Consider the following 22,920-nt stretch of genomic DNA (forward strand, 5'->3'; position numbering starts at 1 on the left):
TTTCAGAAGGAAAAATGTAAATATTTTAGGGAAAGAACTAGGGAAAGATTAGGAGAAGAAGAAGTAGAAAGAAAGTAGAAGAATTAGTAGAAAGATAGTAGTATCGCCTCGTTTATAGATCTTGAATGCACTTGAGTTGATCGTGTAGTTTAATCACACCTTTCCCTACAACAGCTCATACAACGAAGCGTTGATAAACTGGATCGCCTTAGTTTTCCTCTTACCATAGCGTGCATGGTTATGACCAAAGACATGGTATCTCGGTGATCGCTCCAACACGAACTCACGGATTTCGTCGCTGCACTAGGCATTATTTGCTAAAAACTGCTAATTAGGGATAAGTTTAAATAACTTCAATAGGGGTTGTGTTCGTACCTGCTTCGTATAGCCTTCGGATCAGGACATCTAGGGTTCGATTGTTGACCAGTATCTGACCAGTTTTTCCCTGTACAGAGACTGGACAAGTTCTGCTGGGTGTCTGTACAATATCTATTGATGATCCGAACGTGGTACGAATGTGATATGAGGCAGACTTACCTCCCTCTTCCCGCCACTCACCGAGTTTTCCCGATCGTTGGTCTAAAGCCAATAGGCTAGGGGCCTAATGTGTTGTAGTTTTGAGTCAACAAATAAGAACAACAGAACTAACATTATAAAATAAAGACATTATGAACCATCATGAGTGTATTCAAAGGACACTCATGATAGCTTTATCATCAAATAAAAAACAAATAATTTCGATAAAAAACACTAGTAAAAACATTCGCAGCAGCAGCTTTAATCGCCGTATCAACTTTCGCTATGGCAGCTGAAGGACCCGGAGCAAAAGTAACAAAAACAAACGTTAACCTTTCTACAGCAGATTTCGCTTTAGAGCACTATGTTGCGCTAACTACTGAGGGAGAATCGGCAGGTGTAGAGCAGTTATTCGCTGAAGATTTCAGCCAAAAGATCCAATCTTCCAATGCGCAATCTAACAGCCGTAGTGGAGTGGTCAAACTATTGAAAAAGCAAAAAGGAGAGAAGTTGAACTGTGCAGTAAACACCGATATCCTTGAAGAGTCAGCAGACTATATGGTGGCTAAAGTAATATTGAAATTTGAAAACTTCACTAAAACAGATTTAGTTACCTTGGAGCGTGTGGGCAATGATTGGAAAGTATCCAAATCGATCAATTCGTATAAATAAAATTTTACAACTGGTGGTTTGCCAGTCATAAAAGACAAACCACTAGTGAATCATATGTTTATTAAGGCCACGTCGTGAGATGTGGCTTTTTTTATGGTCTTTTTCGAATTCGGTCATGTTGTGGAGATAACTGTAATAAATACAGCTCAACCAAGAATAATTTAGTAGAAAGAATAGGTCATTTAAGTAGAAGAAATAGCAGATAGATCGGTAATAACAGCTTTTAAATATTTAAAAAACAATTATTACTTGAAAAGTTAGTGGTAAGTTAAGTAGAAGGATGCGTTTTTTAGTAAATAATCTATTTGATTCTTGTCACAAATATTTACAAAAGTTGTGACAAAATACAAGTGTTTTTTGTTGGTTAATATGTTGTTTTGTAAGGTTATATGGTTTGATGTAGTTTACTGATTATAGTTTTTTATTACGCTGAAGGTTTCTGTCTAAATTTAAAGAATACAATTCTGAACAATCGTTTTTGATGGCAAATGATTAAAAATTTTTTCGGTTTTAAAAATATTGATTAATTTAATGTCGCCATATTATAGAATATACCTGCAGGAATTCTATATAATGTAAATGTTATTTAATTACGGCTTCCCGTATCTGTTTGTTCCCTAGAAGTGGGATATTGTGAGAAAAATAAAGATCGGTGCCTCCTCGAAATAATAGTACAAAATTTGATGTTGAATATAATGGAAGCAGGATGCCGACTAAAGATATTATTGCATATATCCTTAGATATTTTGGTGAAAATAATATAGAGACTAGCATCACATTTATACAAGTGGAATAAAGCTAAAAATGATTTATTAAGAGATTTTGGATTAAGTATTATGTTAAAAAAGAAGAGTTTAAAAGAATATCTAAACGATATTGACGTATGGCATACTTGGAGAGATAATTATAAAAATTTCGTACCCAAGTTTGTTGAAGAAGCTAAAAGGGGTTTAGATTGGTCTGAATGGGATAATAACATTTTCTACGAATTTTTTGAAAGATCAAATGGGCAATGTGTATCAAGTTTAAGACAAGGGTATTTTACCTCTGAAGAAAAATTGTCGATTAAAAATAATTGGAATGAATTATCACCAATTTTAAAATTGATTGCAGAATCAGTGGGGTCAGCACCTCATGATGAATATAATAAGCTTAAGAAAATAATTCGAAAATATACTAATCAGGATAGGAGGGCAGCAACTAATAGATTGATAGCATCTATTCAACCACAATTTTTATGTACAATAGTAAATCATAATAATCTAAATACATTAATATCGTATTTGAATGCCAAAGTATTAAATGCTGATTTAAGAATTAAGGATAACTGGTTTGAAAGTAGCAATGAAGTTTTGAACTTTTTCTTAAAAGAGGGAGAGTTCGATGACGCATATGACATGATTACGTATCCTTGGCAGTTATTTGAATATTTTAATGATAGCAACCCTGTAGAAAATAACGATATGAGCGAGAAGAAAGTTAGTGATGAGATTGTTAATCTTTTAAAATTTAAAAAACAGATAATTTTGCAAGGTCCTCCTGGAACAGGTAAAACTAGAGTGGCCAAATTATTGGCTAAAGAATTAATTGGTGGTGATTCTTCAATCGATCTAATTCCAGAAACTATTGATGAAGCGATTATTAAAGAGAAGTGCATCCATGGTACAGAGATTTCCAGTGCACGTGATGGAGTTAAGTATTCTATTCGTGGAATAAATGCTATCGGAGTAGAAGTTATTGCGACCTCTGGTAATCCTTACACACCGAAATATTCAGAAATAATTGATATGTATCAAACTAGAGCTTGGGACAAAGAAGGCAATTTGAGAGGGGGTAATGACTCTTATAGTGCTGCGGTGGCAAAATACATATATAAAATTTTTGAAAAGGATTTCAAACGTAACTTCTTTAAGCAATATAAACTACTTCAATTCCATCCAAGTTATAGCTATGAAGATTTTGTTAGAGGAATCGTTTCCAAACCTAACGAAGCCGGAGATGGAATAATTTATGAAGCGGAAAATAAGAATTTGGCGGAGTTTGCTGAAATAGCGCTAGAAAATTGGAAGCTGGCCAGTAAAGTTACAAATCCCACTGATAGTAAAGTTGAATTGCAAAACTTCGTTTTGATCATAGATGAAATTAACCGTGCTAATCTTTCTTCTGTTTTAGGAGAATTAATATATGCATTAGAATACCGTGGAGAGACAGTGGCCTCTATGTATGCAATAAACGATGATAATAAGTTGATATTACCGCCCAATCTTTACATAATAGGTACAATGAATACTGCAGATAGATCTGTGGGACATATTGACTATGCAATTCGTCGTCGTTTTGCATTCGTCGATATATTACCGAAAGATTTATCTGAAGAAGAAGGGATTATATTTGATACAGAATTGTTTAACCGGGTGTCACAACTCTTTGATACCAACCTATCTTCTGAATTTGAAAAGAAAGAAGTTCAATTAGGCCATTCATATTTCATTGACAAATCCGAAGAGGGAGGTTCTATGTTTATTCGTTTGGAATATGAAATAAAGCCGATCTTATTAGAGTATGTGAAAGATGGCGTATTGGTTGGAGAAGGCATTCAACAAGCTATTCAAGATCTAAAACCCTCTATGTAATGGGCATTCGCTTATCGGAACATAAATCGTACTGGATTCGCCTTGCAGAGACGGAAGAAGATGTTAAATCCTCTTTAGAAGGATTGACTGTCTTGTCGTCTGATTTTATGAACTATGATAGTGTGATATCAAAACGATTTAATAATAGCAGTCATCGTTTTCTCTTTGAAAAGAAAGAAAGTTATTATGAGCTCAAGGCTGATTACTGCATCGGTGTTGATTGGTTAGGTCGTACAAATAGGTCAATTTATGTAGAGCCTAAAATAAATAATTCTAATATCAGTTCATTTATTAAAGCTTTAGAGGACGAGGAAGTCGAAAATGCTGAACAAAATTCTCAAAATAGCATTTTTGAGTTAGATTATCTGAAGATGTTATTGGAGGTCACATCTACTTCGGAGAGTAATTCAGAATTAGAGGCTTTGGTACAGATTGACTGGGATTCAAAACAAATACCTATAGAGCAAAAAGATGATAAGCTGACTCCATTTTTAATAGTTCGTTTTTTACAAATTTTGAAATTGATTGTAAGAAAGGGACTGAAGAAAGGCTATTATAAAGTACAAGAAAATCTAAATAATCGCATTAAAGGAAAGGTTTTGGTTGGGCAACATATTAAGCAAAATATTCTTAAGATTAAGCTTACTTCTACATATTGTGAATATCAAGTATTCGATATCGATCACACTGAAAATCGCTTTTTAAAGAAAGTATTAGATTTTGTTGTTAGTTATGTAGAATCTCACAAGTTATTGTTGAAGGAAAATCTTAAACAAATCCAAGAGACGATTTACTATTGTAGGCCAGCATTCGAATTGGTTTCCAACACTATTAAAGAATCTGATTTAAAGAATATAAAACACAACCCATTCTATAACGATTATAAAGATGGCTTAAAAATAGGTAGCTATATTTTGAAGCGTTTCGCATACAATATTACTAAAACATCGGATCAGAAAGTTTCTACACCTCCGTTTTGGATTGATATGCCTCGGTTATTCGAATTGTATGTACATAGTAAAATGATTGAGCATAATACTCAATGGAAAAAAGAAATACATTTTCAATTCAGTACGTACGGAAATGCTCTCGATATTTTGGTATCGCACCCTGACTATCAGATGGTCATCGATGCAAAGTATAAGTTGAAATATCAAACAGGGCATTTACATCAGGATATTCGGCAGGTAGCAGGGTATGCGCGTTTAAATAGAGTTAGAGAGAAGCTAAAACTTAAGGTTGATGAAGACAGGAATATTGACTGCCTAATAATTTATCCAGATATAATTAATGGAGAAGTAGATTTGTCTCTTAAAAATATATATGAAGCGAAGCAACCTATTGAGGCATATTATAATCTTTATAAGATTGGTGTAAAACTGCCAATTATCAACTAATATTCTCCCACTTTTTAATTAATAATTATTATTATGAAATTTAATAAAACCAATCCAACAATAAAGTACGATAAGTTCTATAATTTGACTAAATCTGTTGAGTTCTTTAAAAGTTTGACTGGAAAAGAATATGGTGTAAAGTCATTAGACGCTAATGAAATGAAGTTTGTGAGAGTTTCAACAGGTGAAAAATGGTCTATGAATTTGAAAGGAGTGCATCAGGCATATCTGGAATTAACTGATTTTAAAACTGTGAATTTCAAACCATATGTGCCACGTACACATTCGCCCGCTTTGGGACTTTTGTTGCACTTAGGACTTTTGAAAAAATAGATTATAAAAGTTTTAACGAATTTATTAAATGATAAAATATAAATTATAATGGATATATCAAAGTCATTTAATCTATATAACGAAGCAAAACAACAGTATAAGCTAATTGTTCCAGAGCGTATAGAAGGAATGATTTTAATTAGCCTTTACGATCAGTTTGGTAACGAGAGTTTCAAAGAAGAACAATTGAATGAGACTGTTGATCGAGTTCATCGAGATCTGGGAGTCAGCACCACTCGAACAGAATACGAGCGAAACAATTCAATTATTTTAAGGCTTCAAGAGTTTTATCTATCGAGAGATGGATCTAGAAAGGAATATCAATTTAAAACTTTTGGAGTACAGTTTTGTAGCAATATAAAGGAGAGGCTTATAAGCATTTACAATCCAGCAAAAATCAGGAGAACATTTGATGGCTTGTTAGTCGACTTGAAGCGCTACTTAAACACAGAAAATCACGATTTTGATCTGTGGTTCGAAGAAAAATTTAGCGTAAGTATACCAGAAATCATTAAACATGTTGAGATATTAGAACAGCAAGTTAGCCAATCTGTCCGAGAGTTCCGGAAAAAGATAAAAGACGAACATGAAGATATTTATGTCTTGATCGAGGAAATTCTTCATAGGCTCGACGAGATTAAGGATCAGGCAAAGGAACTGAAAGAAGCATTTGCAGCCACTTATTATATTGATACTGAGTTAGATGAGTTGATGCTGAGCCGGAATAAAGAATTCGATGGCGCTAATGTAAATAGAGTATTTGAATTCAATGACTTAATAAGGAGAAAGTTAGAGCAGATCAGCATACGCATCGACCACATCAAACCAAAGGTTAGAGAGTTTATTTATGAATTCAACCAAAGGGATTACGATCGGAAAACAGCACTGTTTATAGATTTTTTAATTAAGAGAAGTAGGGTTAAGAAGGACGTCTCTGGAAAAAGAGATGTATGCTTACCATCCAAAATTTCGAATTTTCTTATGGTCGATTTGACTCAGTTGCCGAGATTCTGTATTGTTCCAGATCGAGACATCAGTCCAAAGATTCGGCCGCAAGTTATCAATCGAGAGGTGGATGTTGAACGGCAAAAGAAGCTACTTGAGCGGAATAAGGCTAAACATAGGGAAAGAGAGCGGATTAATTTTTGGATGAATTATGTCAAAGAACAAGTAGCAAAGGAAGGTACTCTAGATTACAGTGAATTATTTTACAAAATATTAAGCGAAGAGCAAAATCATTTGTCAGTACCTGTAAAGGTCACTAGTAAGCTAGTGAGAGAAATTCCTAAGCAGAAGCAATATAAAATTAATATTAATAACGATGTCGTGTCTAATGAAGACTACCCCAATATTAAATTATGGAAATTGAGCATTCACAAAATATAGTCTATGAGTTTTTAGGTGATCGCGAGGTCAAAAACGTATTCTCGAGAATTGATTATGCTTTACGTAGTGGCGTGCATATTCAACGAGAATATCCGAGGCCTGAACGTATGTTTCTATTCATAGAAAAATACTATGATTCATTGGCCGCATATTACAGTGATATGTACCGTTTGACATTGGAAAAATCTGGGGAAGATTATTATAATAAATATTATTATCTTGATTTTGAGAATGAACAAAACCGTTCTGCTATTCCAGGGGATAGCAAGTATAAACGTTATATGGATAGCCAGCACATCATTATCGGAATGCTTTTCTTTAAAATGTACAGGTTAGATGCTAATATTGAGCTTGATAACATCAAAGATTTTATACAGCTTTTGTTTACCGAATATGAGGAAGAGAAAAATGGTCTTTTCCGACTCATCGTTGGAGCCAAGAACGAAAAGACGACCGATTATTTAGAACAAGATGTTATCAAAGAAATCAATAATGCGTTTGGGGAATTCGAAAACCTTGGTTGGCTCGTTTTTCTCGATGATGAAAAGCTGACTTTTAAGGTTCTGCCTTCATTTGAGCGGCTTAGGCAAAAATACGAGCGACAAATACTAACTATCGACGAAATTATAAATGAAATAGAAGATGCAGGCTAGCTTTCCACGAATACATTCACTTTCTACCGTTGGCATTATTTATCATTATAATGCCGACTATCTATTCCATCCGTTTAGAACAGATTTTACTGGCGAAGGTGGTAGCGGTAAGACGATGGTTGCTGATATGATCCAGCTCGTTTTATTAGGATCGACCACTTATCGTTCTGCTACCGAGGGAACTGATAAGAGACCTATTGAAGGTCTGGTTATGCACGCAAAGAATGGAAGGTACGGTGCAGGATACGTAGTGATGAATATTCAGATAGCGCCGTATGAGTATATAGCAATTGGATGTTTTATAGAAAAATCCAGTAAGCAAACTCGCATGTTCATTGCTCAGGCGGGATACGATTGGGACAATAAGCTAGAACCACTTAAAAAACCTGTGTATCATAGGGACTTCATAGTCGAGGATACCATCTTAAGTGTGGAAAAATTAAACGAGACGTTAAAGCATATTCATTTAAAGCCACTAAGCATATCTATTTATCATCAATTACTCTATAAAAACGGAATATTAAACATTGATCTCACACACAAAAAGACATTAGATAGTTACGGCAGTATCTTTCGATCATTTGCTAGAGGAAAAGGGTTAAAAACTGATTCCGACAACCTTAAAGACTTTCTCTTTGGAGATGATGATAAAGTGCATTTGGCATCCTATCAGCAGCAGATTAAGTCCATTAGCGAGGACTATTCTGAACATGAGCGCTACCAGAACGAGATCCAAGATATTAGGAAGAAAGAGGCACATATCAAAAATCTTGTAAAGCTCGAATCGGATTATAAAGACATAGAACAAAAGTACAGAAGAGATAAAGCTTATTTCTGGCATCATCAAGCTATTTATACTCGCAAAAAATACCAAGCTGCATTGAAAGACTATGAAAAATTCGCTATCGGATTACAAAGTGTAAAGATGCAAGGGGCTAAATTATATTTAGAAGAACTCCAAATAAAAGTTGATCAATATCGTGAGTGGAAAAATCGACTTATTGATCTTACAGAGAAAAAAGAAGTATTTACGGGGCAAAAACAAGATTTACAGAATAAGATAATAGATCTTCATTGGCAACTGAGGAAAATTGACGATGTTGATATTTTAATCCAAGAATGTGGAGGGGAAGATGAGCTTAAGCGAAAAGTGACGTTCGAACGTAAATTTTCTTCGGAGAAAGATCTATTGTTTGAGTTTTTAAACTACCTTAAAGATCAAGATATCAGTAGTGTTTTTGAAAAAAGCCTTTGGAGTGTTGATTATGAAAGAGCAAAAAAAGAATACATAGAAAAACGCACTCAACTCATAAAGAAAATAAATGAGTATGAAGGTCTCTCCAGATTTTCTAATATAGAAGATAGTAACTCTTTAGCATCATGGGCTATTGAACATATTAATCGTCCATTGACTCATGAAGAAGAAAGTATTTTGATTCATTTCCAGCTATTTCCAAGACAAAAGCCCATGAATTTCGAGGAAAAAGATCGCTATTTGCCAAATCCAAGGCAGTTGTTTAATAATCCAGATATTAAGGATAAACTTGAAGGCAAAGGCTTTTGGCTCAATCTTGATGGCGTATACGAATATATCAAATATGTACAGAATCAGTATCTAAATACTGATCCAGATACTATTCGCAACCGTTTAGCGGCCTTAAATAAATCGCTAGCCCATGATTTGAGCGATCTACAAATACAATTAGAGCAGATACAATTGTTGGATGCCAAGCTTCACGATTTTAATCAGTTACGAACAGTCTTACCAATATATATAGACCGTACGTATTACAATAGGGATGTAGATAAACGATTCATTATCTCTCAGGTAGAATTGGACAATTTGCTATCCTTGAAAGCAAATATAGCAGTATTATTACAAGAAAAAGAGCGATACGAAAAAGAGAATGAGGAGCTTATTCGATCAGATAATTCGGTTTTTATAGAGCAGATAAAAAGCGATATCTCAAACTGTGAAAAATACTTTAAAGATAATGACGTCAAGCTCACTACGCTTGATGAAGAAACCGCTAAAGCTAAGCTAGATTTGACAATAAACGAGAGTGAACTTGATTCGCTTTTAAATTCCTTATCCATTGTTAGTTTTAAGGAAGGTGAGAAGATGGCACAACAAGCGATTAGAGAGCTGCATAGTCATCAATTATGTAACAAGACTTTAGTACAAAAAGCTGATGAATTTAATATATTAAAAGCTGATTTAGAGAAAAGCAAAACTAGCACAGAGAAAAGTGAAGAAAAAATAAAGGAAGCAGCATTGGAATACTTCAAATTTTTCGGTGAGCCATTTCAGCCAGATAGTCAAATTGAATGCCCTACGGATCCGGAGGAAGGAGGAAGCTTGAGTCTGAAGGAAAGTTGGCAAACTGCTAAAATTTCATTCGAACAAAACTATAAGACAGTCGTATCAGGGATGGAAGATAATGCGAAGTTATTGGATGGCTACCATGTCGGTCAGCTGGCATATCAATTGCTGCCATCAGTATTCAAGAATGCTAGGGCAATAGCGAGTCAGTCCGTTGAAGTCCTATTGGCAGATAAGCTAGCAAGTCTAGAACAGGCTATTAGAGAAATAGGCTCGAGGAAATTAGAGATTTTAAAGAAAGTTTTTTCAGAAGTTCAGAAAACGTATCGTGATTACATCGTGAAGGTTATAGATATCGATAAATATTTCAATGGGTCTACCAAGAGGATAACAGGAGGAAGTAGGGCTTCACTAGTGCACGAGATTTCTACCGATTATCCAGCCGATTGGCTAAATGTTTTTACCAAAATTCTTAATAACGAATTGAGCTTTACAGGAATGTTTGAAGAATTAGCAAGGGAATCGGATATTAACAAGATAATGATAAAGGCCTTTACGGATTCAGGTGGTTTGAGTGGTGCTAAAATTGAGGATTTGCTCAATCCCAAGTCATATTTCAATTTGGAATTTAAACTGAAGTTGGATACAGGCGAGAGCAATTCAGGTAGCAATAGCCAAGCATACTCTGGGTATGCGCTTCTTGGCTTAGCGAGACTGGCACTCATCGGTAATAACAAATTACCAGGTATTAAAATTATGCCCATAGATGAGGCACAGGGATTGGGCAGCAATTACGAAATGTTACGCGAAGTTGCATTAGAGGAAGGCTATCAAATTCTTTCTATGTCTATTGAGTCTGCTGGCGAACTTAGAGATGGTGAGCAATATATTTATATGTTGAGCGAGAATAAATTGCACGACGAGGAGAGTCATGTACCTGCTATGGCTGTCTTTAACGATCGAGACGTATTGACAGACATTAGTGATTTTATTAAAAACTTACATGCGGATACATAACAACCTAAACTGGAGTGTGCTCAAGGCGCTATATGATATATTTAGCAAAGGGAAGAGTTCTGCAAAGATTCAAAATGATAAGTACGTGCACTACCTCATCTATGATACTGGTATTCTTAGCGTCAAGTTGGGAAGTGATAAAGTCCTTTTATCTAGCTATCAATTTGAAGATTTTTTTGAGCTGAATTATTTAGAACGTTACACCGTTTATATTTCATTTCTAGAAGGAGTTGGTTTAGAAAAAGATGCACGTCAGAGTTACAATGAAGAGGATATCAAGACGTTGATGCTTATTCATAAAAACAAAGTAGAAATTAAGGGCAAATTAACCACACAAAAAAACTTTTCTAAAGAGTTTTTTAGACGTCAAGGATCAAAATACGTAGAAAATAAACAAAGCTTAAGACGAGCTATTCTGCATATTCTAGAAGTATCAGAATTTCCTAGTGAAGACCAGAAGGTCAATAATTGGAGATTTGTAGTCGATTGTAAAGAACCAAGAGCTATCATACTTTGTGAAAATTTGAATTTTCTTAAAATGCCTTGGATTGCTCAAAAGCTTCAAGTCAAGCTTTGGTATGTTGGGGGGAATAATATAAAAATCATCGATCAGATTGATCGAAGCGAATTCAAATACCCTATTTTTTATTCTGGAGATTGGGACTACGCAGGTATATCTATTTATTTACGAATTAAGAAAAAACTAATTGCAGATGACGTACATATTGCACTCCTTTATCCAAATAACACAAAAGATAGACTACCTGTAGATTCTCCTCATCATTATAGTAAATGGGATTTTTCTAGAGAGTTTTCAGGTTTAGATAAGTCCTCTCTTACGGAAGAGGCTGTAATATTAATCAACGAGCTCATCTATAAAAATGAATGGATAGAAGAGGAGTACAACGATTTAGAAATAATGATGAGAGGTGTATAGTGCTTTGCGGCTTTTAAAGTATCATTATTTGGAATAAATCCCGCTCAATAATAAAAAATTATAAATTTTCACACCAATAAAGGCCGCGCACCTACAAATAAATTAGAGTAATTAGTCAATAAGGCTGACGTTTTCTCTAAATAATTTCAATCATATACATTATTTTACTTCAAAACAATCCTTTCCATTCCAGCATCATACCGATATTTCACAATTTCACCGGAAACAAACAAATCTACAGCCTCCTCGATCACATCCAGCGGAGCCACAAACCATTCCCTAGGCCGAGTTCTCACGCCATTCTTATCCGACACCTCTAAATCCAAACACACCTCCGCAAAAAACGTATGAATCAGCTGTTCGAACTTATAGGAATCAAGATTATAACAAGTTACTTTCGAAATCAAATGGACATCAGCCATCAGATACGTGGCCTCATCTTTGGCATTTTTAATACGATCCTCAACACTATTACGTGCGACACCAATCTTGTATAGATTCTTAACTCCTCGAATTACCGGATCTGTAGACTTAGAGCGAAGCACATAAATAAAACCAGACTCCTGGTCACTCTCGTTCACCAAATTAGCATTCTTCAGCAAAGTCACATTATTAGACTTACTAGAGTGCGATATAGTCGAGCCCTCTTCATAAAGCATTTTCTCTACCGATCGCAAATACATATTAGACTCCGTGCCATTCTCAAAAATACAACGTGTACGTCCGTCAAACCTTACACGAGTTCCATCCTCTTTATAATGATCAGCGCGGGTCACCTCAATAATTTCCAACAAGAAAATAACACCTTTGTGAATGTAGAACGTGCCTGCTTGAAGAGTGCCTGCTTTGAACCCTATATACTTACGATCACCTGATTCCAATTCGGTATGCACCGCCTTAAATAATGGCTCGTATCGATCAAAATCCTTACAACGTTTCCTTCGAGCTACAAAATCCGTTTTCTCCCGTTCTTTATCCAGTTGCGGCAGATTCGAAGTGTCAAATATCTGCAGCTGTTCCTCATCAACACTACCCAACAGATTAAACGGATCAGCATTCAGCAAGTCATCAAAAGATGTGACCTCAATATTAGCAAAATCAAACTCCTCTGCGGCGGTATCCGCGACATCTTCAGTAACAAACTCCGTGTCCAGTATCTCCTGTACGGGCAATAAACCATACGAATCAAAAGCACTCAAAACCGAAACTTTTGCAGGATCTTCAATCAAACCATCTAGACGAGCCACTAACATTCGCTCTTTAAAACCATTTTCTCGTTTTGGAGCTCTTCCATGCTCCGCCACAAAATCATTAATCTCTTGAAACGATTGAACCAAGCGCTCCTCTTCAGTAACCCGACGAGCAGTAGGCTTTACCTCCAACAAGTTAAACTCATCATCGGCAAAAATATCATCAAAACTTAAATAAACTTTCTTATGCATTCTGATTCACAGATTTCCGTTTTTTATCACGTATATACAACAGCACCTCCGCATACCGTTGCTCCTTCAGGTCTGCAGAATGTACATTTGGCTCACGGCCCTGTTCTTTCACAAAAGCCAAGATAGAAGGCCAGGTGAGCAAAGCCTCTTCCTCGGTAATCTTAATTTTCGATGCAAGCAAAACATCCTGAATAGCTTTCAATACAGGAACAGTAACCGATTTAGACATTATTTCAAAAGCACGCTGGAACGGATTGATCGTATCGATCAAGTCAATTGAAATATCCTCAATATTAATAAATTGATTCGCCATCGTGATAAACTTTTGGTCACCAACCTCCGAGATACTTCCCGTTTTCACCGCCGAATCCGTAACCACATATTGACGTACAGCTTCCAGTTCATCATCCGCTAAATCTGGATAGCGCTTCTTGATCACTTTTGGAATTAACAATTTGTTGATCACCTCAGCATCTATAGTACTCGACAAGGCTTTCGTAATATCCTTATCTTGCAATATTGCAGCCTTCAGGTCATTGATATCCTCCTCAACTATATCCTTCACCCGTTTTGATATAATACCTTTAAATCCCTTTATTTTGATCGTACCAGGTTCCTCTAATTCATTCTCGTCCCGCTTCGGTTTGAAGTTGAAATTCGGGGCCAGCACCTGTTCCATCAAGAGCGAAGCTGTAATAGCCTTTAACATATTATTCACAGCGATCACTACATCATCATTCTTAGCATCCGGCATGGCCAATAGATTTGTAAACTGCGCATGACTCTTGTTTGCACTGTCACGTGTGGCTCTACCAATGATCTGTACAATCTCAGTCAGCGAACCTCTATATCCAACTGTCAAAGCATGCTCACAATAAGGCCAATCAAATCCTTCCTTCGCCATTCCTAACGCAATAATCAGATCTATATCATCTTCTGATTGGATATTTCGTAGAAAATCTAACGTTTTATCTCTCCGGATTTTATCATCATCATCTACTAGGTCTGCAACTTTCAATAATTTACCATCCTTACTTCTTCGGACAGATATAATGCCTGTGTCTGGATTCACAGCTTCTATATCACCGATCATATCCAGTATACGATCCACCTCTTCATACTTGTCCTTCGTAGATTCACCTGAGTTCACATTCGGAATATGTAAAATAGTCTTTTTATCCGTATTTAATACTTCATTTATGGCGGTATAATACTTACCTTGATAGAAATGATAACCAATCCCCAAAGACTTCAGGTGCTTATAACCATTGAGTTGCTGGTAATAATTATATGTCACCTTGGTAAACTTCGCCTCATCCTCAGGAGTTAATACCGGTATTGAATCTCCTCGAAAGTAAGATCCCGTCATCGCGACAAGATGCACAGACGAATTACCTATAAGATTGCGCAGGACCGATCCCAAAATATTATTCCCATCTGCAGACACATGATGAAACTCATCGATAGCCAGCAGGCAGCCATTAAAGTCTGAATCTTCCAATGCTTCGTAAGAAGTTCGTAATGTTGCATGCGTACAGATCAGAATCTGCTCATCACTACGCATGAAGTTCACAAAAGTATCGACTTTAGATCTGCTTCCATCTAAGCCAGGAGTACATAAATTATAAAGCTCATTTGGTTCCCAATTCGCAAAAAAACCATGACTCATCAAATCAGTACGAGCAAACGAACTACCAATAGAACGTTCCGGTACCGCTACTATAACTTTCTTGATGCCCTGGTTCACCAACTTATCTAGGGCGATAAACATCAATGCACGTGATTTTCCCGACGCGGGTGGCGCCTTAATCAATAACAGTTGATTATTACGAGCCTGAAATGCCTTTTGTTGCATTTCCCGCATCCCCATAGTATCCGATATCGTAGATGATTCTGTTTGTCCGTATGTTACCTGAATAATATTTTCCATTTTTTATAATTGGCTTTATATCCACAGAAGGTCATGAATGCCCCTCTGTGAATCAAACGTGCTAAAGCAACGCATTAAATATCTTTAATTTCAACGATTCCGAATAATCACTTTCATAAACTATCGAATCGATTATTTCGTGTAATAAATCCCTGTCGATTTTATTATCTGCCACATGAACAGCTATATTCTCCATTTGAACCATAAACTGCCCGACTTTATAATCCAACCCATTTATCTCCAAAAAATAAGCCGTCAGTGCTATAGAAGCTCTTTTATTACCATCCTGAAAACAATGATTCTTATTGATAGAGTAGAACAGATGACAAGCCTTATCAATAAAGCTTTCATAATAAAAATCATTCTGTAAATGCTCCAAAGTACTGGCCAGTAATCCTTCATTTATAATTCCATGGAGTCCGCCCGATTTATCAATGATATCATCGTGTACACGGATAGCATGTGCCACATCAAAATATTGCGTACCCATCCGCTATCGATCTTTTAGACGTTTGAAAACCTCAATATTTTCATCAATCTGTTCCTGAAGGCTTTTACTCTGTTCCCCCAAAAACGTTTGATAATCATTAGGTGAAATACTATCGATATAGCTTTCCAGCTTTTTATGTACCACGTCACGGAATCCATAATCTCGCGATGCCATCTTCACGCGGGCATCTTCCAATTGAGGTTCCCAATGGCGGCGGTTTACAAATCGATGGATCAAGGCATCTAGTTCAATAGGTTCCAACTGTCTACCAAGACGATCAAATTCCTCCTTCATCTCATCTGCTATACCGATCTCAAATGAGGCGATAAGCTTCAAAACCTCTGCATACATCGTCTCTCGTGCGTTATCCTTTTCATCAAGCTGTAGCAGCTCTTTATACTCGCTAGCCTTTTCCTTGAAAATAGACTGATAGATTGTATCCGTATAAAGTTTGTACTTTGCATTACCCATATTCAGATAACGGCTTAGTGCACTCGTGAACTCTTTACGGTATTTCGGTTCTTTGACAATCGCCAAGAGATATTCATCATCTCGTTGGTTGATGTATTTAACAGATCCACCCAATTTTTGATTCACGAGGTCCAATACCACATCGAGGATAGCGCTTCGGATGGACCTCGCTCGCTCACTATCCACAAGGATCATAGCTAAATTCAGAAAAGCACGAAAATTAAACAAAGATAGCTTATTTACCTTGCTTAACTTCTGTCTATCAGTTAGTTCTTTTCTGATAGGGACATCGATGTCCCTATCAGAAGACAATTCGACCTCACTGTAGATCAGGTGTCCAAACAATTCTTTGAACTCCTTCAACTTTATTCCGCGCAATACACAATAGCCATTATGTTCTAATTCTTGCAAATGGTTCTCTACATAACGTTTAATAGTCCGATCAGAAACATCAAAAAATTCTGCCAATTGTGCAGTAGTAAACCGATACTGCCCATCGTAGAGCATACCCGTGATACCCAAAAACTCCTGAATACTATCCAGCGCCTCCGGATTGTTCAATATATTCTGCCTATCTACAGGCGATGTAGTCAAGTCTGCTGCCATATATCTTATTTCATTTTTTCTGTCGCAATCATTTTCTCATACAATTTAAACAAATGCTCTAACCTTTCCTCATCGGAATCAAACGGTTTCGCACGATAGCAAGACTCGACAGCAAGGTCATTCAGCCGATGAGCCTCACGCAAATCATCTGGCATCTTATCTGGATCATACAGCTGCGCCAATGTCTTTTCTGGATATCGCTCTCTAGTTTCCAAAATCTTATACGTACATTCCTCTAGCTCTTTTTCTTTTTCTTTACTGATTTTAGGAAATGGGAAGGTGTTATAGCAAATAACGGACGAATATCTGTAATCATTTTTCAAACGACCTGCAACTTGTCTAACCCATGTCATATGCATCAATGATGTACATATAGAAAAAACATGAAATGGCGGGTCATAAACTGCAAATGCAAGATTATTAATAATGATTTTTTTGTCTATAACACCAATTGGAATATATTTCCTTCTTTCAGAGGATGTTCCTGGAAACACTAAAGTCATTTTATTAGCTTCTCTCATTTCCCTAAACCTATGTGGAACAGCCGCCAATTTTCTAACACCTGGGTCTATCGATTCTAATCTTGTTCTTTTATTAAGCTCAATCTTATCTTTAATAAAAGGTACAGAAAGGGCCTCCTCAAGTATGTTTTCTGTAATCCACAAACAATATCTAGGTATTTTATTGATATACTCTTTAGAACCCACAATCTGTCTAAAAAATTTCTTTAATAAAGGTGTTTTAGAAACAATAGCAGTGTATTCCGAAAAGTCAAAATGAATAACCCCCCTGTCATAAGGCATGTTCCCAAGAACCATATCTGGCAAGTTTGAAATAGGGGTAGAACGTTTGTGAACTAATACTTTATTTCCCTCTTCAAGATAGGAATTGATATACGATACACTTTTTCTTACTTCTTCAGTAAATAAAAATTTAGCTTTAGAATCCAAATTTCTTACCCCTACAATTATACAGAATACTGCAGCTTTACCTTTAGCGTTATTAACCCACTTAAAAGATTGATGACCAAAAAATATTTCTTGATTAAGTTTAAAAATTGATTTCCAAAGAAGGGTAGCTTGCTCTCCTTGACAGATTGAGTTAGTTGAAACTAGTGCATATTTAGATTGGGAATTTTTAATAAACTCTGAAGCCTTAAAAAACCATAATGATATGTAATCCAATTTAGTTGAACTCCCTAAATAATTTACTAAGTCGTCCTTTTGAGTCTTCGTTTGCTGAGAAAACCCTTTATATGGCGGATTCCCCAACACATAAATCTCATCATCCTCCTCTTTCGGGCAAACTTCATCCCAATCGACACGGCAAGCATTCGCATGAACTATCTTTCCTGATTCTTTAAGAGGCAATGCAGGCCTAGAATGACCAAACTCTTTTCGGAAAGCCTGATTCATCTGGTGCTCCGCCAACCACAATGACAACCTCGCAATCTCATGTGCAAAGTCATCGATCTCAATCCCGAAGAAATTGTTTAAACTGATCAACGAATTAAAAGATACAAAATCCAGGGTTCCAGACCCTTTATTTCCCCTCAAAGCAGCGAGGTTATTAAATATTTGAATTTCTAATTCGCGAAGCTTTTTATATGCGATAATTAAAAAGTTACCAGAACCACAAGCAGGATCAAATATCTTGATATTGGCTATCCGCTGTATCAAAGCATTCAATTGCTTCACATTTCCCTTAGCCTTTTGATACTCTTCTTCCAGCTCATCCAAAAACAAAGGACTAATAACCTTCATAATATTAGGAACCGAAGTATAATGCATTCCCAATCCACCCCGTTTATCCGTCGTCACCACAGCCTGAATCATAGATCCGAAAATGTCTGGATTGATAGCCGACCAATCCAATTGACCACACTCTAAGATCAGATTGCGTGATTTTACAGTAATTACGGGGATAGGATACACCTCACGAAAAAGTCCACCATTCACATAATGAAACTTATGCAAGTACTTCTTCTCATCAATACGATCAGGATAATCAGTATTCAAAATCAAGAAAAGGTCCTGTAGATACTCTTGGGTATCACTCGCGTCTGCTTTAGTATTACTCATAATAGCCGCAGTAAATAGCTTATCATCAAAAATACCCGTATCCTCTGCAAAGTAGCAGAATAATAGTCGCGACAAGAACACATTCAGTTGATGGATCTCTCTATCCGTAGAAAACTGGTTGTCTAGGTTAATCTGATCATAAAGCTTTGCCATCTTCTCAGCAGCCTTAACATCAGCAGGATTTTCAGACAGATATTGCGCCTTCTCAATACCCGCAAAAGGCAAGAAAAAGTCAAAGTGCTTATCCAAATCAGCAACCTCACAATCCAGAGTATCATCAATCTGCAAATCCACAGCCAACAACCTCACCAAATCCGTCACTATCACAAAACGAGGCTGAGATTTTTTCAGCCCTATATCAGAGCGCAGTTCTTGAATCTGTTCCAGAAGATTAGTCCCAGTTGCAATCTGCCTATAAAGAAGTTTTTTCTTCCAAACAAGCTCACCCTCAACCTCACCAAGATTTATCTTCCCGGATTGAAGGCGCGTAATAGTAGCCTTCGGAATACCAAACGCCAACAAAAAATCATATATAAAAGTATTGGAATCAACAGAAGCAAGCAGCTTCTTCATATTATCCTCTATCTGGGCAATAGTCATATTTTATAACAACAAGGTTAATGCTCAAATATAATAATAAAAACATCTAGACAGAAGCCTGTAGTGAGACATTTTAATACGTCATTATTTAACCCAGTAGAGAAACTTATTAACATACAGAAAGACTGCCTTTTAATTCAATATCTCAGTAAAGATTTCTGAATAGAAAAGTTTTAAAATAATATTTTTTTGTCCAAATGCCAAAATCAAGTATTGCACTTTAATTTCAGGGGCAATCACTCATTTGAATGGTCAATATATTCCGGGGAATGCATAGAAATTTTTCGATAGTATTTAACTAAAATAGCATTTTAGTTTTGTTTCAGTCATTTCAATGATAGTTGTATAAATTGAACCTAGAAAAGACGTTATGTCCGGAGTTATTTTAGATGCTTTTGTAACCTCGCAATAAAATCCTAAAATAGTGAATATTTAGATTTGTTGACTCTAGTAAATTCATTATAATTGGTACTAATTAGTTCATGAGAATCTCTTAACTCCTTTTAGAAAATATATTCGGTTTTTTATTTTATTATTATTTGGATTATCAGTCCTTAGGCTAATTTATTCCAAATCTGGTAACCCTCTGGTGAAGGTATTGATGTCTATCTATTAGATTGTCATATGTAATTAAGTTTACTCGTTTGTTTCCGTAAACTAATCCTTTACTGATAAGATCCAAATTTTCCTTTCGGTCTTCTTCTCTTCCCATTAAAAGACTTAAGTTAAAATCATGTGAAAACGTACTAATACCTTCTTGTTGTAAGCGTTTTGACATTTCTTCATAATTCTCTGTTGATGAGAAATAATTATTGTACTTAATACCAACTTGATCGAAGTATTTTTGTGAACTTTTTAAAATCCTGGGTACTCCAGTCTTTGTGATGAATCTTTCATTTGGTAGCTTTACTTCATATATCTCATTCTTTTTTAAGCTATATTCATATATGAAATTTATGAAATCACTTTCGACATATTTTTTTCCTTGTTTTGTGTAAAACTGTTTTTCATAGATTGATTTATAGTAATCCTCACCTTTGAGAATATGATTGTTTTGTTTGAGAATATCATGTATACCCTTCTCATTTCTCAAAGTAGGATTTCTTTCGTAAAGTTTCATTAATTTAAGTATTTCATCTCCAGCGCTTGCTAGAATTTTTTCGTCATTATTTGCCCAAATATAATCTAACCTGTTGATATTTAGTTGAAATGATGTTGATAATACACGTAACTTGAATGACCTAGAGTTCAAAATTCTGGGGTCAAGTTTATATTTATTTGTATGATCTATATCCAAATGGTCAAGATCGGATTTCAGTAAATCCAACCAATTGTCTAAACCACTGGATAAACTATTATTGTAAATACCAATTCTTTCAAAATTATCTGGTTTAAAAATTATTCCATCATAGTATTTCATTTCATCAAGTGGTTCGCGACCAAAGCCAAAGAGCTGTTCATAATTTTGGTTAATTAAGCTTGAATTGTTCATAACAAAAAATGGGAGTGACGCGAATTGAAAATTTCTAGTAGAGTATGTTTTTTGGGAATGCCTTAACCATTCAGCTAATTCATTCACTTTTGATTTAAAATCGCGTGCTGAATAATCTGCGATAATAAAATCGATATGCTTTTGATGCTCAATAACGGTATTGGTCAAAAAGTCTTTAGCACTCTCGACATCATAACGAATAATCACATCTTGTTTATTTTCTATATAAACCCCTTCAAACATTTTGAAGTAAGATGGGGACAGATTTGTATTTTCAGAAATTAATAAGATTTTCATGATAGTCGTGAATTTGTTAATAAATTCGGAAGTGTCAGTTAATCAGTTTTTAAGGTATTTTTCTATGATTAACTTGTAAAGTTCCAGAGTGCTTGTATGGAGACTTCATCATTGGCCGCTCTGTGAAATGTTAGCATAGGAATACTTTTGAGGGGGCAAATGCAAGTTGGATTGCTATCGTTTATTCCTCCACCATAAAATGGAGCAATAATTGCAATCTTCTTGCGCTCTATAAACGTTAAAGTCTATAGTCTTTGATAACCCGAAGATCACTCTTTGATTGCAAGGTAAAATATCTCAAGAAACAATATAACTTCCACAAATTGATATAGAAACACTGCTAAGTAAAAGCTATTGATGATATTTAGAGCTGAAAGTTCACAAAATAAGGGCATTGCTATATTGCTTTCGTTTTTAATAGAAAGATAACCAATTGACATAAAGACCAAGATAATTGATGCCACGACTCCCTTTTTGTTCGCTTGTATCAAATCTCCAAACCTCCCAGCATGTTTAATAGCTGAGATTGCTTTTGTTTGGGTTTGTAATAAAATTGCTAGTACAGTCAATAAAAAGCCGAAACTAATAGATGAATAGTCAACAGCTTTATCAACAAGCTTTTCCATATTAATTTCAGAGCTCCATTTAAAGCGTAAGTCCATAAAAAGCAACAACAGCGACACTGCTATAGATAGAAATTGTTCTTTAAGTTTGTCTATCGTCATCTAAAAAGTATTTTTTAAGATCTCTAATTTTACGATTATAAGCCTCTGTAATTTCGACTTTTCTTTCATGTGGTCTAATGTCCGTCATGTTTCTATCCTCTGTATAAGAAATATAGTCAATCATTTTGTCTCTAATCAAATCTATTTCAGTGACATTTTCTGTATCCTCATCATATCCCTTTACTTTGATATGTTGGAAATGTTCCAGTGCTAATTCACTTTTTTCTTTCAAATAGTTAAGTATCTGATCTACCTTTCCCGTATGAAGAGAGTTCTTCTTTCTACCCTCCATCCTATATGTGACATCTATAACTTCCGCACCAACATCTGCGCCATTTTTTGCAAGTTGCTTTAAAGACGACTGTTCATTCTTAATTTTTTTTACCAGTCCAGCGGGGTTTGCAAATTGTAGATGCAACATTCTTTTATTCCCCATTCTCAGCATTTTTTCCATTGCATCAACATTCATCACCATTGAAAATCTGATGGTGTATTTGGGTAAATCGCTATCTTTAGTAAGCTTATAGAAGAAGTCATCTAATTGGCCTATAAATGTTCCGTTTTTTGTGACTTCATATATAAACACTTTAGTTGTCTTGTCATACAAAAAAACATTCCCATATAACAAACCTTCTGGAGTATCCAATCCGAGAGAGTTTCTTTCCTTCGTAACAGTATTATATTTAGGTGGTGTTGCTCCCATTTGGGTAGTCTCAATAATCCCAACAATATAGTCTCCTTTGTCTTCCAAATAGGACATCTGTATTCGCTTAGCAAAACCATGAACTGTTTTGTCATGGAATTCGGTATTCATAAGAATATCCTCAAATTGCGGAGCGGGGATATCGCCTCTTGTCTTAATAATTACTTGGAATACTTCTACTTTTTTCTTGCTCATTGCATATTCCGGTGATGTTGA

At 35.6% G+C, this 22,920-nt stretch carries 17 protein-coding genes; 8 read left to right on the plus strand and 9 right to left on the minus strand.

Features of this window, described 5'->3' with window-relative positions; genetic code table 11:
- Positions 1-343 precede the first annotated feature (343 nt).
- Entirely contained in the window at positions 344-589 is a 246-nt protein-coding gene (locus tag B3E92_RS17025; RefSeq protein WP_286897622.1) for a hypothetical protein, read from the minus strand.
- A 212-nt stretch (positions 590-801) separates the two neighbouring features.
- Between B3E92_RS17025 and B3E92_RS17030 the strand changes: the two genes are divergently transcribed.
- The 8 genes from B3E92_RS17030 to B3E92_RS17065 all read left to right on the plus strand — a co-directional run bounded on the left by B3E92_RS17030 (position 802) and on the right by B3E92_RS17065 (position 11,867).
- Complete coding sequence (locus B3E92_RS17030) at positions 802-1,188, plus strand: hypothetical protein (protein ID WP_286897624.1); 387 nt, start codon at positions 802-804, stop codon at positions 1,186-1,188.
- An 836-nt stretch (positions 1,189-2,024) separates the two neighbouring features.
- Positions 2,025-3,821: an AAA family ATPase gene (locus tag B3E92_RS17035; protein WP_286897627.1), complete on the plus strand. Its 1,797-nt coding sequence runs from the start codon at positions 2,025-2,027 to the stop codon at positions 3,819-3,821.
- Positions 3,821-5,218: a 5-methylcytosine restriction system specificity protein McrC gene (locus tag B3E92_RS17040; protein WP_286897630.1), complete on the plus strand. Its 1,398-nt coding sequence runs from the start codon at positions 3,821-3,823 to the stop codon at positions 5,216-5,218. Before B3E92_RS17035 ends, B3E92_RS17040 begins: the two co-directional genes overlap by 1 nt.
- A gap of 33 nt (positions 5,219-5,251) precedes the next feature.
- Complete coding sequence (locus tag B3E92_RS17045; protein ID WP_286897633.1) at positions 5,252-5,551, plus strand: hypothetical protein; 300 nt, start codon at positions 5,252-5,254, stop codon at positions 5,549-5,551.
- 48 nt (positions 5,552-5,599) lie between these two features.
- Positions 5,600-6,937, plus strand: coding sequence for a hypothetical protein (locus tag B3E92_RS17050; protein ID WP_286897635.1), 1,338 nt, complete (start codon positions 5,600-5,602; stop codon positions 6,935-6,937).
- Entirely contained in the window at positions 6,910-7,590 is a 681-nt protein-coding gene (locus B3E92_RS17055) for a condensin complex protein MksE (protein ID WP_286897638.1), read from the plus strand. The genes B3E92_RS17050 and B3E92_RS17055 overlap by 28 nt, the downstream gene beginning before the upstream one ends.
- Entirely contained in the window at positions 7,580-10,930 is a 3,351-nt protein-coding gene (locus B3E92_RS17060) for a hypothetical protein (protein ID WP_286897640.1), read from the plus strand. The genes B3E92_RS17055 and B3E92_RS17060 overlap by 11 nt, the downstream gene beginning before the upstream one ends.
- 85 nt (positions 10,931-11,015) lie before the next feature.
- On the plus strand, positions 11,016-11,867 hold the full coding sequence (locus tag B3E92_RS17065; RefSeq protein ID WP_286897643.1) for a hypothetical protein: 852 nt from the start codon (positions 11,016-11,018) through the stop codon (positions 11,865-11,867).
- Between the two features lie 164 nt (positions 11,868-12,031).
- On the opposite strand, the gene B3E92_RS17070 is transcribed toward B3E92_RS17065, so the two are convergent.
- The 8 genes from B3E92_RS17070 to B3E92_RS17105 form a co-directional block, all read right to left on the minus strand.
- A complete protein-coding gene (locus tag B3E92_RS17070) occupies positions 12,032-13,309 on the minus strand; it encodes a GIY-YIG nuclease family protein (RefSeq protein WP_286897645.1) in 1,278 nt (425 codons plus the stop codon).
- Entirely contained in the window at positions 13,302-15,239 is a 1,938-nt protein-coding gene (locus tag B3E92_RS17075) for a DEAD/DEAH box helicase (RefSeq protein ID WP_286897647.1), read from the minus strand. Before B3E92_RS17075 ends, B3E92_RS17070 begins: the two co-directional genes overlap by 8 nt.
- A gap of 61 nt (positions 15,240-15,300) precedes the next feature.
- Positions 15,301-15,729 carry a type II toxin-antitoxin system death-on-curing family toxin gene (locus tag B3E92_RS17080; RefSeq protein WP_286897648.1) on the minus strand — a complete coding sequence of 143 codons (429 nt, stop codon included), beginning with the start codon at positions 15,727-15,729 and terminating at the stop codon, positions 15,301-15,303.
- Between the two features lie 3 nt (positions 15,730-15,732).
- Positions 15,733-16,806 (minus strand): DNA-binding protein, encoded by a 1,074-nt coding sequence (locus tag B3E92_RS17085; protein WP_286897650.1) that lies wholly within the window; start codon positions 16,804-16,806, stop codon positions 15,733-15,735.
- 5 nt (positions 16,807-16,811) lie between these two features.
- Positions 16,812-19,487, minus strand: a complete 2,676-nt coding sequence (locus B3E92_RS17090) for a class I SAM-dependent DNA methyltransferase (protein ID WP_286897652.1) — start codon at positions 19,485-19,487, stop codon at positions 16,812-16,814.
- A gap of 559 nt (positions 19,488-20,046) precedes the next feature.
- Entirely contained in the window at positions 20,047-21,276 is a 1,230-nt protein-coding gene (locus B3E92_RS17095; RefSeq protein ID WP_286897654.1) for a hypothetical protein, read from the minus strand.
- A 269-nt stretch (positions 21,277-21,545) separates the two neighbouring features.
- Positions 21,546-22,001 carry a hypothetical protein gene (locus B3E92_RS17100; protein ID WP_286897656.1) on the minus strand — a complete coding sequence of 152 codons (456 nt, stop codon included), beginning with the start codon at positions 21,999-22,001 and terminating at the stop codon, positions 21,546-21,548.
- Positions 21,982-22,920, minus strand: a 939-nt coding sequence (locus B3E92_RS17105; RefSeq protein ID WP_286897657.1) for a DUF6731 family protein, incomplete at its 5' end; no start/stop codon positions are given. The genes B3E92_RS17100 and B3E92_RS17105, both read right to left, overlap by 20 nt.

This window comes from Sphingobacterium sp. UBA6317 (genome assembly GCF_002440385.1).
GTDB classification, from domain to species: Bacteria; Bacteroidota; Bacteroidia; order Sphingobacteriales; family Sphingobacteriaceae; genus Sphingobacterium; species Sphingobacterium multivorum.